General features: G+C 65.9%; 9 protein-coding genes. 5 read left to right on the forward strand and 4 right to left on the reverse strand.

Going from position 1 to position 13,947, the window contains the following annotated elements:
- Window positions 1-248 precede the first annotated feature (248 nt).
- A complete protein-coding gene (locus F8G81_RS08945) occupies window positions 249-2,357 on the forward strand; it encodes a DNA gyrase/topoisomerase IV subunit B (protein ID WP_267278633.1) in 2,109 nt (702 codons plus the stop codon).
- A 64-nt stretch (window positions 2,358-2,421) separates the two neighbouring features.
- On the opposite strand, the gene F8G81_RS08950 is transcribed toward F8G81_RS08945, so the two are convergent.
- Window positions 2,422-3,435, reverse strand: coding sequence for a M56 family metallopeptidase (locus F8G81_RS08950; protein WP_267278634.1), 1,014 nt, complete (start codon window positions 3,433-3,435; stop codon window positions 2,422-2,424).
- Window positions 3,436-3,441: 6 nt separating this feature from the next.
- A complete protein-coding gene (locus tag F8G81_RS08955; RefSeq protein WP_267278635.1) occupies window positions 3,442-3,828 on the reverse strand; it encodes a BlaI/MecI/CopY family transcriptional regulator in 387 nt (128 codons plus the stop codon).
- A 266-nt stretch (window positions 3,829-4,094) separates the two neighbouring features.
- Between F8G81_RS08955 and F8G81_RS08960 the strand changes: the two genes are divergently transcribed.
- From F8G81_RS08960 to F8G81_RS08975, 4 genes are all read left to right on the forward strand, one after another.
- Window positions 4,095-5,699, forward strand: a complete 1,605-nt coding sequence (locus F8G81_RS08960) for a cytochrome ubiquinol oxidase subunit I (protein ID WP_267278636.1) — start codon at window positions 4,095-4,097, stop codon at window positions 5,697-5,699.
- A 22-nt stretch (window positions 5,700-5,721) separates the two neighbouring features.
- Entirely contained in the window at window positions 5,722-6,771 is a 1,050-nt protein-coding gene (cydB, locus tag F8G81_RS08965) for a cytochrome d ubiquinol oxidase subunit II (protein ID WP_267278637.1), read from the forward strand.
- A gap of 1 nt (window position 6,772) precedes the next feature.
- Window positions 6,773-10,288 carry a thiol reductant ABC exporter subunit CydD gene (gene cydD, locus F8G81_RS08970; RefSeq protein ID WP_267278638.1) on the forward strand — a complete coding sequence of 1,172 codons (3,516 nt, stop codon included), beginning with the start codon at window positions 6,773-6,775 and terminating at the stop codon, window positions 10,286-10,288.
- A 61-nt stretch (window positions 10,289-10,349) separates the two neighbouring features.
- A complete protein-coding gene (locus F8G81_RS08975) occupies window positions 10,350-10,814 on the forward strand; it encodes a pyridoxamine 5'-phosphate oxidase family protein (protein WP_267278639.1) in 465 nt (154 codons plus the stop codon).
- A gap of 62 nt (window positions 10,815-10,876) precedes the next feature.
- On the opposite strand, the gene F8G81_RS08980 is transcribed toward F8G81_RS08975, so the two are convergent.
- Window positions 10,877-11,395 carry a DinB family protein gene (locus F8G81_RS08980; protein ID WP_267278640.1) on the reverse strand — a complete coding sequence of 173 codons (519 nt, stop codon included), beginning with the start codon at window positions 11,393-11,395 and terminating at the stop codon, window positions 10,877-10,879.
- A gap of 9 nt (window positions 11,396-11,404) precedes the next feature.
- Complete coding sequence (locus F8G81_RS08985; protein WP_267278641.1) at window positions 11,405-13,918, reverse strand: DNA gyrase/topoisomerase IV subunit A; 2,514 nt, start codon at window positions 13,916-13,918, stop codon at window positions 11,405-11,407.
- Window positions 13,919-13,947: the final 29 nt, after the last annotated feature.

Below are 13,947 nucleotides of genomic sequence, written 5' to 3' on the forward strand. Positions count from 1 at the left end.
TCCTTAGTAGATCTGTACCTCCATATAACCAGTAGTTTTAGCGAATCCATCGCAAGTATTGGGCAAGTTCGCTGTCCGCGTAGCCGCAAGAATTGATCAAGCTCCCCGCAGGGCATCACAAAAAGATAACGGGCACGTGCCCTGTGCCTGTTTAAAAGCGTGGTGGGCCGGCGTCCCGTGGCGGCCCGGCTACCCTTGGAAGGGTGCTTTATGCACCAGCTGTTCCGTCATTGAAGGAGTTCACACCCGTGGCACCAAGTTCTGATTACACCGCCCGGCACCTCTCGGTACTGGAGGGCCTCGAGGCCGTCCGCAAGCGGCCGGGCATGTACATCGGATCAACAGATTCCCGCGGCCTGATGCACTGCCTCTGGGAGATCATCGACAACTCTGTGGATGAAGCCCTGGCCGGGTTCGGCCACGACATCAAGATCATCCTGCACGCGGACAACTCTGTGGAGATCCACGACGACGGACGCGGCATCCCGGTGGACATGGAACCCAAGACCGGACTCACCGGCGTCGAGGTGGTGTTCACGAAGCTCCACGCCGGCGGAAAGTTCGGCGGCGGTTCCTACACCGCCTCCGGCGGCCTTCACGGTGTTGGCGCCTCCGTGGTGAACGCCCTGTCCGCCCGCCTCGATGTTGAGGTGGACCGCGGCGGCAAAACGTACAAGATGTCCTTCCGGCGGGGAGAGCCGGGCCGGTTCAAGGACCAGGGCAGCAGGCTGGACCCGTCGGCCACGTTTGCCCCGTTTGTGGACGGTTCCGTCCTTGACGTGGTGGGCAAGGCGAAGCGGGGGATCACCGGCACCCGGATCAGGTACTGGGCCGACCGCCAGATCTTCACCCCGGACGCCAAATTCTCCTATGACGAGCTGGCAGCCCGCGCGCGGCAGACGTCCTTCCTGGTGCCGGGGCTGAAGCTCACCGTCCGTGACGAGCGCAGGCTCGCCGGAACGCCGGGGGAAGCAGCGCCGCACGAGGAAGTCTTCCACCACGACGGCGGCATCTCGGAATTTGTTGATTTCCTGGCCGCCGATCCAGCGGTTACGGATGTCTGGCGGCTTCACGGATCCGGAAAGTTCAAGGAAACCGTTCCGGTGCTGGATGAGCGGGGCCACAGCCAACTGGCGGAGGTGGAGCGCGACTGCGAAGTGGACGTTGCCCTCCGTTGGGGTATCGGCTACGACAGCACCGTCCGCAGCTTCGTCAACATCATCTCCACGCCCAAGGGCGGAACGCACCAGTCGGGCTTTGAGCAGGCGCTGGTGAAGACTTTCCGGAAGGCGGTGGAGAGCAACGCGCGCAAGCTCAAGGCCGGTAACGACAAAATCGAGAAGGATGACATTTTCGCCGGTCTGACGGCGGTCCTGACAGTGCGCCTCGCCGAGCCCCAGTTCGAGGGCCAGACCAAGGAGATCCTGGGCACGTCTGCCGTCCGGGCCATCGTGGCGAAGGTGGTGGAACACGAGATCAATGCCAAGCTCAACTCCGCCAACCGGAACGACAAGGCCCAGTCGGCCCTGCTGCTGGAAAAAATCGTCAGCGAAATGAAGTCGCGCATTTCCGCCCGGGTGCACAAGGAAACGCAGCGCCGCAAGAATGCCCTGGAAACCTCATCGATGCCCACCAAGCTGGCAGACTGCCGGACGGACGACGTCGAACGTTCCGAGCTGTTTATTGTGGAAGGTGACTCGGCGCTGGGCACCGCCAAGCTGGCACGGTCCTCAGACTTCCAGGCGCTGCTGCCGATCCGCGGAAAAATCCTGAATGTTCAAAAGGCTTCGGTGGGGGACATGCTGTCCAACACCGAGTGCGCGGCCCTGATCCAGGTGGTTGGCGCCGGCTCGGGACGCAGCTTCGATCTTGCCGCGGCGCGGTACGGAAAGGTCATCCTGATGACCGACGCGGATGTGGACGGCGCCCATATCCGGACGCTGCTGCTGACCCTGTTCTTCCGGTACATGCGGCCGATGATCCTCGACGGCCGCGTCTTTGCTGCCGTCCCGCCGCTGCACCGGGTGGAGGTCATCAACGCCGGGCAAAAGGCCAACGAGATGATCTACACCTACTCCGAGGCCGAGCTTCACGTCCTGCTGGCGCGGCTGGCCAAGGAGGGCAAGCGCTACAAGGAGCCCATCCAGCGTTATAAGGGCCTGGGTGAAATGGACGCCGAGCAGCTTGCCGAGACCACCATGGACCCGCGGCACCGCACGCTGCGGAAGGTGGGAATCGAGAACGCCCAGCAGGCGGAGGACACCTTTGACCTGCTGATGGGCTCGGATGTGGCGCCGCGCAAGGACTTCATCATCGCCGGAGCGTCGAGCCTGGACAGGGAGCGGATCGACGCCTGACCGGCACTGCCACGGACCCCTGAACCCAGCCCAGGAGGGCCCTGCTCAGTCACAAGGCCGCGCCTCAGCCCAGGAGGCCGGGAACGATCAGAAGAGCGGTAGGCAGGGCGAGCAGCAGCACGCAGCCGGCCAGCACGGCCCCCTGGGCGGCCGCGGGCAGCTCTGCCTGCGGTGACAGGAGGCGGCTGACGCGGGAGACCGTGGTGCGGGCAGAATCCGAGCCCGCAAGTCCCGGCGTCTCCAGCCCGGCCAGGCCGGGGTTGGCGTCCGCTGGACGTGTGCCTGCAGATACACCGGCGTCGGCATTGCTGCCTGCACTGCCGCTGGCGCTGCCACTCGCGACGATCGCGATGGCCTTGATCAGGGTTGCCTTGCTTTCTGTTTTGAGGGCAACGTCGTCCGCAAGCATTTCGATGAGCGAGTTCACTGACTCCTGGGCCAGCCGGGTGGTGGGAAGCCAGGGCAGTGCCTGGCGCCAGGCCGCGAACGCCCACAGCAGGAGGTGATGGCGCTGGCTCAGGTGTGCGTTCTCATGGATCAGGACTGCCCGCAGCTCGTCGGGTTCCAGGGCTGCCATGAGGCCGTCCGAAAGCACGGTGACCGAACGGGCCCCGCCAGGAAGGCAGTAGGCCACCGGCGAGTCATGGCTGATGACCACCGTCCCGGCACCTTCAGCGGAGGGGGAGGCCAGCAGCGCCAGGAGCTCGCGGTGCCGGCGGCGCTGCCGCTCGATCCTGTAGTAGGTGAGCAGCAGGGTAAAAACCAGGTGGGCCGTCAGCAGCGCCGCGGCGGACAGGGCAAAGATATGCCAGAAGCCCAGGGCCGTGGTGGGGGCATTGAACAGCACCATTTCGGCGAGCGCGCGCAGGCCCGCGATCAGGTTGTCGCCAATGGGTTCCAGCCCGTACACCAGCATGGCGCCAATCATGGACAGGCCACCGGCCAGTGCGATGGCCTGCCAGAGAAGCATCGCCGTAAAAGGGGAGCGCGCCGGCCATTGGGCACGCGAGAGGAGGATAGGCACCGGCCACGCCAGGACTATCGCAAGGACCGCCAGCAGGTATGAGGTCCAGAACATGGTCCGCTAGATGTGGCCAAGCAGTTTGCGCAGGGTTTCGGCTTCATTTTCCGATACGGATCCAATAAAACGTGCCAGCACGGCTTCACGGTCGGGCGCTGAGCCCAGCACCTCGTGCATGAGCTCGGCGGTGTGGTCTTCCCGGCTGGAGATCGCCTGGTAGCGGTGCGGCCGGGTGCCGCGTTCGCGCTCGACGAGGCCCTTCTTTTCCAGCCGCGAAAGCACGGTCAGTACCGTGGTTACGGCCAGTTCCTTGCCTTCATGACCTGCTGAGCCACCCTGGGCCTCGGTGCTGTGCGCCAGCCTGTCACGCAATGTGTTGGCGGTGGCTGCTCCCTGGCCCGCCCAGAGCAGGTCCATCACTGCCCGTTCAAGTTCACCAAGACTGGCCATTCCATACATCCTTAAGATTCCCCGCACCGCCTGGCGCCAGGCCAGCGATGACTTCTAACGAGCGCTGCAACTACAGAAACAAATTTACCCCGTTTCCGCCGCAGTTTCTACGTCAGGTAGAACACACAGCGGCTCCGGGGCCTTGTAGGGACCTGCCCAGGGTGGAAAAGTTGGTTTACAGCGCCGGGCGCAGTGTTCTACACTCGGTAGAAGTCAAAGTTCTACGGATCGTAGAAAAGTTCGCCCCGCCAACAGTAGGGACTGCCTTGGACGCCTTGGAAATCGCACGCTGGCAATTCGGCATCACCACCGTCTACCACTTCATGATGGTGCCGCTCACCATCGGGCTTGGCTTGGTGGTGGCAGTCATCCAAACGGCCTGGCACCGCACCGGTAAGCCCGAATACCTGCGGATGACCAAGTTCTGGGGAAAGCTGTTCCTCATCAACTTCATCATGGGTGTGGCCACCGGGATCGTGCAGGAATTCCAGTTCGGCATGGCGTGGAGTGAGTACAGCCGGTTCGTGGGCGACGTGTTTGGGGCGCCCCTGGCACTGGAGGCACTGCTGGCGTTCTTCGTCGAGTCCACGTTCCTGGGGCTGTGGATCTTCGGCTGGAAGCAGTTGAAGCCCGGCATCCACTTGGCCTGCCTGTGGATTGCCGTGGTGGGTTCGGCCTTCTCCGCCTATTTCATCATCGTGGCGAACAGCTGGATGCAGCACCCGGTTGGCGTGGAGATGGTCAACGGCAGGCCTGTTATGACCGACGCATGGGCGGTCTTCACCAACAACACCGCCCTGGTTGCCGTACCGCACACACTTTTTGGTGCCCTGGCCGTGGCCGGCGGCTTCCTGCTGGGCATAGCCTGGTACCACCTGTGGCGCCGGCGGCGCGACGGCGTTGACACCATCGGCGCCGACGGCAAGGTCATCCCCGGTGAAGCAGCAGACATCCCCGGCCGTGACCGGGCCGACCACAATGTCTGGATCCGCTCGCTGCGCATCGGCGCCGTCGTCGCCATGATTTCCTTTGCCGGGACCGCCATCACCGGCGACCTGCAGGGCAAACTGATGTTTGAGCAGCAGCCCATGAAGATGGCGGCCGCGGAGGCTGCCTGCCACGACGGCACCGGCTTCTCCGTCCTCAGTGTGGGCAACGTCGGATCGAAGAACTGCGATGACATCGTGGCCCTGATCGAGGTTCCCGGGATCCTCTCCTTCCTGGCCAAGGGCGACTTCACCACGGAGGTCAAGGGTGTCAACAGCCTCCTGGACCAGTACAAGGCCGATTACGGAACAAACCTTCCGGACAACCCGATCTATGGCGAGCGCGCCGGCCAGGAAATCGAATATGTTCCGGTCATGGAGGTCACCTACTGGGGCTTCCGGATGATGATCGGATTCGGCGGTCTCGCGGCCATGGCTGCGCTGGTAGCGCTGTGGGTGACGCGCAAAGGCACTGTTCCGGAATCGCGCTGGCTCATGCGGCTTGCAGTGTTCGGCATCCTGGCGCCGTTCGGAGCCAACGCTGCAGGCTGGATCTTTACCGAAATGGGCCGGCAACCGTTTGTGGTGGCCCCCAACCCGGACCTGAACGGCATCGACCAGGTGTTTATGTTTACTGCGGCCGCTGTGTCACCGGGGGTGTCGGCCGGGGAACTCCTGACGTCGTTGGTGGTGCTCACAGCCATCTACGCGGTCCTGCTGGTGGTGGAAGTGAAGCTGCTGGTCAAGTACATCCGCGGTGGCGTGGTTTCCGCGATGCCGGAACTGGCCCATGCGCCGGTGGACGAAAACGAGGACGCTACCCCGGGGCCGGACGGACCGGGCAGCGGAAAGCACGCCGACGACGTCCTGGCATTCGCCTACTAAGAAGAGCTGAGGAAACTCGACAATGGAACTGCTGCCAACTCTCTGGTTCATCATCATTGCGGTGCTGTGGACCGGATACCTCTTCCTTGAAGGCTTTGACCTTGGCGTGGGAATGCTGATGAAGCTTTTTGCCCGCAACAACACCGAGCGCCGGGTGCTGCTGAACACCATTGGGCCTGTATGGGACGGCAACGAAGTCTGGCTGATCACCGCAGGCGCCGCAACCTTTGCCGCCTTCCCGCTCTGGTATGCCTCGCTCTTCTCCGCCCTGTACCTCCCGCTGCTGGTGGTGCTGGTGGCGCTCATCTTCCGTGCTGTGGCCTTCGAGTACCGGGGGAAGGTGGACAACGACACCTGGCGCGCCCGCTGGGACTGGGCCATCGCACTGGGTTCCTTACTGGCTGCCTTTGGCGTCGGCGCCGCGTTGGCGCTCACCACCACCGGTCTTCCGCTCAACGCCAACGGTGACCGCGAGGGCGGCCCGTTCGCCTGGTTCAGCTGGTACGCCGTGCTCGGTGGCCTGGCCGTGGTGTGCTTCTCCCTGCTGCACGCCCTGGCCTTCCTGGCACTGAAGACCGACGGCGACGTGCGGCACCGCGCGCGCCGCTGGTTCATCCGGCTGCTTCCGGTGCTGCTGCTCCCGTTGGCGGGCTGGGCCGTCAGCATCCAGGTCGTGGACGGGAAGATGTGGACCTGGGCCGCGGTCCTCCTTGCGGTTGTGGCAGCGGCCGCGGCCTGGATGATGGCCCGCAAGGGGAGTGAAGGCAGGGCTTTTGCAGCGCTTGGAGCTTTCCTGGTGCTGGGCAGCGCGTCCATCTTCGCCGCCGTTTTCCCGGTGGTGCTGCCGTCCACCCTCAACCCTGCGTTTGATCTGACCATCTCCAACGCGTCCTCCTCGGACTACACGCTCGGGCTGATGAGCGTTGTGGCCGCCGTCGGCCTGCCGCTGGTCATTGCATACCAGGCCTGGACCTACTGGGTCTTCCGGCGGCGCGTCAGTGCCCAGCACATCCCGGAGGCGCACAGCTTCCTGCCGGCCATTGCGGCCAAGGCCTTCACCAACAAGGGCTGACGTGCGTCCGGACTTCCCGGCCGGACCGGCCACCCGCTCCGCCCTGTACTGGCTGGGACTGCTTGCCGCCCTGAAGGCGCTGTCCCTGGTCCTGATGGGCCAGGCCGTTGCCTCCATGCTGGCCGGGCTGGCCACCGCTGATCCTGGCTGGCAGGATCAGCTCCCCTGGGGGCTGGCCGGGGTTGTCCTGAGGTCCGGCACAGTCTGGGCCCAGGGAATCGCTGCCCGCCGTGCGGCCCTGGGCATCAAGGAGGAGCTGCGCTCCGAGCTGCTGAACCGAGCCCTCCGTAACGGTGCGCGGAGCACAGGCCCGGCCGACGGCGGACTCGCTGTCCTGGCCACCCGCGGGCTGGACGCCCTGGACAGCTACTACACCCAGTTCCTCCCGGCACTGGTGAACTGCGCTGCAATTCCGTTGCTTCTCGGCGCCCGGATTCTGTTCGCGGATTGGGTCAGTGCCGTGGTCATTGTCCTCACGGTTCCGCTGGTCCCCCTCTTTATGGTGCTGATCGGCCGCTACACCGAGGACAATGTCAGGGAGGCCCAGGCCGCCCTGGCCCGGCTGTCCGCACACATGCTCGAACTGGCGAAGGGACTGCCGGTTCTCGTGGGCCTCGGCCGGGCCACCGCCCAGCGCAGGGCCCTGGAGGAGATCTCGGAGGAGTACCGTGCCAAGACCATGGGAACGCTGCGGACAGCCTTCCTGTCGGCACTGGCACTGGAACTGATAGCCACCATCTCCGTTGCGGTGGTGGCCGTGTTCATCGGTGTGCGCCTGGTACACGGGGAGATGGCCCTTGAGGCCGGACTGCTGGCCCTGATCCTGGCCCCGGACTGCTACCTGCCGCTGCGTGAACTGGGCACAGCCCACCACGCCAGCGACGACGGCCGTGCGGCGCTCGCGGAGACGAGGGCGGTCACCGGGGCGCCAGAGCCGCGGCCGCTGCCCGCCCATGCGCCTGTCGGCGATTCTGCCGACAATCTCACCGTCACCAACCTCACTGTCACCTATGAGGGACGGTCCGTTCCCGCCGTCGGGCCCGTGAGCTTCACCGCCCCCCAAGGCCGCATCACTGCCCTGGACGGTCCCAGCGGGACGGGCAAGAGCACCATCCTCGGTGTACTGGCAGGGACGGTCGGCGACGGTGCAGGCACCCGCGTCACCGGCAGTATCACCCACCTCAACCGGGACAGCATTGCCTGGGTTCCGCAGCACCCGGTAATGGTGGCGGAGACCGTCCTGGCGGAAGTCCTGCTGTACCTCACCCTGGGTGAGGCCGGCCGTGCCGGCTCCACCGCTGAGACTGCTGCGATGGAATGCCTGGCTGCGGCGGCAGCAGGCCATCTCGCCGGAAAGCATCCCTCGGAACTGAGTCCCGGCGAGTTGCGGCGGGTGGCACTGGCGCGCGGCCTGGCCCGCCTTCGCGCCGGTGCATCCGTTCTCCTGCTCGACGAACCCACGGCCCACCTGGACAGGGCGTCCGCAGCGCGTGTACAGGAGGCAGTCCTCAGCCTCCGCGGACGCGTCACCGTCATCCTTGTGGCCCACGACCAGCAGACCCGGGAGCTCGCCGACCACCTGGTTCCGGTCTCCGCGGCAGCTGGCGCAACGGAATCCGCAGCGCCGGCTTTCGCGGACACTGTTGCACAGGGCATCGGGGCGGGAGCCCCAGTACCCCCTTCTCCGGCCAGTCCTCCGGCTAGTCCTCCGGCTAGTCCGCCCGCTGGCCTGCCGGCACGCCTGCTGGCTCTGCCAGGACGGACAGATCGGTTGCCGGGGGAGCGGCAGTCCTCCTCAAGCCGGCTACTGATGGGGCTGCTGCAGCCTGTGGCCGGACTGTTTTCCGGCGCTGCAGTGGTGGGGACTCTCGCCGCGATCTTTGCCGTGGCGCTCTCCGGGCTGTCCGGGTGGCTCATCATCAGGGCAAGTGAGCAGCCGCCCATCCTGTATCTCCTCACAGCCATTGTCGGCGTGCGGTTCTTCGGGATCGGGCGCGCCGTGCTCCGCTACTGGGAACGGCTCCTGCTCCACGAAGCCGTGTTCGCCGCCCTGACCAGGCTGCGCGGCCGGCTGTGGGAATCCCTGAGCCGGAAGGCGCTCTCGCTCCGCCGCCTGCTGCAGGGTGGCAGCGTCCTCAGCACGGTGATTGACGACGTCGACAATGTCCGCGACCTGCTCCCGCGCGTGGTGCTTCCTCCGCTGACGGCGCTCGCTGTCGGTGTGGGCAGCCTGGTGGCCTCCGGACTCCTTGTGCCGGCAGCCTTTTGGGCCGCTGCAGCCGGGACGGGCATAAGCCTCCTGGTGGCCCCCGCAGCCGCCCTGTGGGGGGACCGGAAATCCGCCAGCGCCGAACAGGGCCTGCGCCGCGGTGTGCTCCGCCGCACTGCGGCGGCCCTGGATGCCAGGGCAGAACTCCAAGTGAATGGAGTAGCCGCGGCGGTCCTTGCCGAACTTTCCATCCAGGACCGTGCGGCCACGCGTGCGTCCCAGCGGTCGGCCTGGGCCGAAGGAATTGGCCAGGCCATCACCGTGGCGGCCTGTGGCATTGCTGCCCTTGCCAGCGCTGTCATGGCAGCACCGCAGGTGCTGGCGGGAACCTTGCCTCCGGCCACCGCTGCAGTCCTGGTCTTGCTGCAGCTGGCCCTTGTGGAGCCTTACGCAGCTGTCACGACGGCGGTGCGCCAGTTCCCTGCGCTCCGGACGGTCCTGCGCCGGATAGGCCGGTCCGGGGCGCTGGAGGGCGCACCGGGGGACAGCGGCAGCGGTGTCCCGAAAGATGGTGTCCCGAAAGACGCGGAAGATGACGGTCGCGCGGCCGTCCTGGAGCGCGCCGGCGGGGAGGCAGGGATTGAGCTTGAGGACGTTGGGGCAGCCTGGCCGGGAGCGAGCCCGGTGTTCTCCGGGGTGTCCGCCACCGCCGGACCTGGCCGCTGGCTGACCCTGACAGGCCCGTCAGGTGCCGGCAAATCGACTCTGCTTTCAGTCCTGTTGGGTTTCCTGCCGGCCGCCCACGGCCGTGTCCGGGTTACGGGGAGGGCCGCCTGGTGCCCGCAGGAAGCACACTTGTTCGACTCCACGCTGCGCGGGAACCTGCTGCTGGGGCGGCCGTCCACCGGCGGTCCCGCGGACAGCAGCGCGGACGGCGCCGCGATGGCGGCTGCCCTTTCGGCCGTTGGCCTCAGCGGCCTGGTGTCCCGCCTTCCCGCCGGGCTCGACACCCGGATCGGTCCTGGAGGTTCCTTCCTCAGCGGTGGTGAACGCCAGCGGCTGGCCGTCGCCCGGACGCTTATGACCGGGGCGGAGGTGATCCTGCTCGATGAACCGACGGCCCACCTGGACGCCGAGGCAGGGCGCGCCATGCTGACGGACCTGAGGGCCGGATTGAAGGACCGCACAGTTGTCCTGGTCACCCACAACCCTGCGGACATCGATCCGGAGGACGCCTTGCTGGACCTGGGAGGAGTCCGGTCCGCAGTCACCCATTTGGCTGGGCATGGCGTGGCCGTTTCACCCTAAGAAAAGTATTCGAAACCCGGTGCCGGTCTTTTCCGGTACCCCACAGGTACGGTGGCTGTTCATGGACGCAACTCCGCCCCCAGGGGGCAAACTTGGCTACGACGAGTGCTGGGACCTGCTGGCAGCAGCAGTGATTGGCAGGCTCGCCCTGATTGTGGATGATCACCCCGAGATCTTTCCCGTGAACTACGTCCTGGAGCGTCGGAGTATTGTCTTCCGAACGGCCGGTGGCACCAAACTGTGGGGAGCCTACGCGTCCAGGCCCGCCGCCTTGGAGATCGACGGTTACGACCCGCGTCAGGAGGAGGCCTGGAGCGTCGTGGCGAGGGGAGAAACGGAAATAATCAGCAGCGACGCCGAAAAAGCCGCCGTGGACGCACTCCAGCTTGAACCGTGGCAGCCAGGCGCTAAGGACCACTACGTCCGGCTTACGCCCCGCGCGCTGACGGGCCGCCGTTTCAAGGTAAGCAAGCCGGATCTGTGGAACACCCGCCTCGCCGACGAGCGCCGCTCGTCCTTCGAATAGCGATCAGTCCGGACGTTCCGGAACAAAGGGGCAGGGCCGGGCTCAGCTCACCCGTCCACGCCTCACCCGTCCACATCGTGGAGGTGGTGAACGACGTCGTGCAGGAAGTACTGCGCCAGCGTCAGGACGGTGAACTCCGAACCGTTGCTCCGCAGTCCCTTCCGGCCCCACTCCGCCTGGCGGACCCCCGCGAAGGATTCGGCCACCTGCTCACCTTCTGCCGTCAGCTCCGCACTGACCACCACAGGATCGGCGTTGGCGTAGTCCTTTTCGACGGCGGTCCTGTCCTGGTCCCAGTTCTCGAACCGGGCGTTGTCGCCGTCGAGCATCAGGTTAAGGCGCTGGTCAAAAAGGCTGAACACATCGCGGACATGGCAGGCGTATTCCAGGGCGGACCAGGTCCTTTCGTCCGGCCGCTCCGCCACGTCCGGCCGGCGAAGGACCGACCGCCAGCGGGGCAGCATGTTGCGCACAGTTCCCGGAACCGTTGACGGGGTGACCGTGGAGGCATCAAAGGAGCACTCGGGGCAAGGCCGGGACAGGACCCAGGTCCAGTCTTTTTCATCAGGAATGATAGGCATGGCAGCAGTCTAGGCCGGATCCGGATCCGGCCACGCCATGGCCGGGCCGATCACATCAACCGGCTGGGACAGCGGAATGCCGGACCCGTCCCGCCGGCCGTGCTCCTGCGGCAGTGACCTGGCGACGCCTGCGAGGGATGAGGCCTTGGCCGGCCCGTGTCCTGCCCAGGCCAGCAGCAGTGTGTCCTCACCCTTGAGGAACCTGTGGGCCCGGACGCCGGCGGTGGCACGGCCCTTCGCCGGGTATTCGGCGAAGGCGGTGACTTTGGCCGTGCCCGGGGCGGTCCCCGGGAGGGCGCCGTTCGTGCCCGCGATGGTGACCACTACGGCGGCGTCGTCGTTCGGCGCCACAGCGTTGAAGAACACCACCTCATCATCGGCGGCCAGTTTGATCCCGGCCATCCCGCCTGCCGTCCTGCCCTGGGGCCGGACGTTTCCGGCGCCGAACCTGAGCAACTGCGCCTGACGGGTCAGGAACACCAGTTCGGTGTCCTCCGATCCGGCCGCGGCCACCCCCACCACCGAGTCCTTGTCCTTGAGCGCGATGACCTCCCAGTCCTCGCGGTTCAGCGGATAGTCGGGCTGCACGCGTTTGACCACGCCTTGGGCTGTGCCGATGGCCAGGACCTCGTCCAACGGCGCGAACGCCACCAGCGATTCGCCTTTCAGGAGCGTAATGAAATCCTTGGCCTGCACACCGCCGGCAAGGTTGGGCAGCCCTGACATTGGCGGCAGCATCGGCATGTCCATCACCTGCAGGCGAAGCATCCTGCCTTGGGACGTCACAGCCGCAATCTCGCCCCGGGCGGACGTCTTAAGCACGGAGCGGAACACGTCGTGCTTGGAGCGCGGACCCGATTCGGCGAGGGGCTCCTGGTTGGACGTGCGGGCAATCTGGCCGGAGGCGGTGAGGATGGCCCAGCAGGGGTCATCGGCGATCTCCAAGGCAAGGGGCGCAGGCTTTCCCTTGCCATTGGTTGCGGTCAGCGCAGCGGCGACAGTGGGGGAGACGGCCTCCGATTCCAGCAGCACCGTCCGCCGGGGTGTCCCGTACTTCTCGGCGATCTCGCCCAGCTCCCCGGACACCAGGTCCCGGAGCCGTTCCTCGGACGCCAGGATGGCCTCGAGTTCCGCGATTTCCCGGCGCAGCTCGTCCTGTTCCTTCTCCAGTTCGAGCCGGGAATACTTGGTCAGCTGGCGGAGCCGCAGCTCAAGGATGTAGTTGGCCTGAATCTCAGACAGGTCGTAAATGGACATCAGCCGGACCCTGGCTGCCGCGGCCTCATCCGAGGAGCGGATGATCTGGATGACCTCGTCGATGTCCACGATGGCGATGAGGAGGCCCTCCACCAGGTGCAGGCGGTCCTGCTTCTTCCCCAGCCGGAACGCGGTGCGGCGCCGCACCACGTTGATCCGGTGGCCGACGTAAACCGAAAGCAGCTCCACGAGTCCCAGGGTCTGCGGCTGGCCGTCCACGAGCGTGACGTTGTTGATGCCGAAGGAGTCTTCCATGGGCGAGTAGCGGTACAGCTGCTGCAGCACCGCGTTCGGGTTGAAGCCGTTCTTCAGCTCAATGACCAGCCGAAGGCCGTGCTTGCGGTCCGTCAGGTCAACGATGTCGCTGATCCCCGTCAGCTTCTTGCCGTTGACGGCGTCCTTGATCTTCTCGATCACCTTCTCCGGCCCCACCATGTACGGAAGCTCGGTGACCACCAGGCCGGTGCGGCGGGCCGAGAGCTGCTCGATTTCCACCTTGGCGCGTGTCTTGAAGGAGCCGCGTCCGGTGGCGTAGGCATCGCGGATGCCGTCCAGGCCCACAATCCGGCCGCCGGTGGGAAGATCGGGCCCGGGCACAAACCTCATGAGGTCATCGAGGGTGGCGTCCGGATGCGCGATGAGGTGCCGGGCAGCCGAAATGACCTCCACCAGGTTGTGCGGGGCCATGTTGGTGGCCATGCCCACCGCGATTCCTGTGGCTCCGTTGACCAGCAGGTTGGGGAAGGCCGCCGGCAGCACATCGGGCTGGGTCAGCTGGTTGTCATAGTTTGGGACAAAGTCCACCACGTCTTCGTCAAGGTGGTCCGTCAGCGTTAGTGCAGCAGCCGCGAGGCGGGCTTCGGTGTACCGCGGAGCCGCCGGGCCGTCGTCGAGCGATCCGAAGTTGCCGTGGCCGTCGATGAGGGGCAGCCGCAGCGAAAAGTCCTGGGCCATGCGCACCAGGGCGTCATAGATGGCCGTGTCACCATGGGGGTGGAGCTTGCCCATGACCTCGCCCACCACCCGCGCGCTCTTGACGTGGCCGCGGTCCGGGCGCAGGCCCATCTCGCTCATCATGTAGAGAATCCGGCGCTGGACAGGCTTCAGGCCGTCCCGGGCGTCGGGGAGGGCCCTGGAGTAAATCACCGAATAGGCGTACTCCAGGAAGGAGCCTTCCATCTCGGACGTGACATCTATGTCCACGATGTTCTCGGTGTAATCCTGGGTGGAATCCACTGCTGGGGCTGAACTTTGGCGGCGGGCCATGGGGCTGGTAAATCCTTCTGGGGGGACTC

It is taken from the genome of Arthrobacter sp. CDRTa11 (assembly GCF_026427775.1).
Taxonomy (GTDB): Bacteria; Actinomycetota; Actinomycetes; order Actinomycetales; family Micrococcaceae; genus Arthrobacter.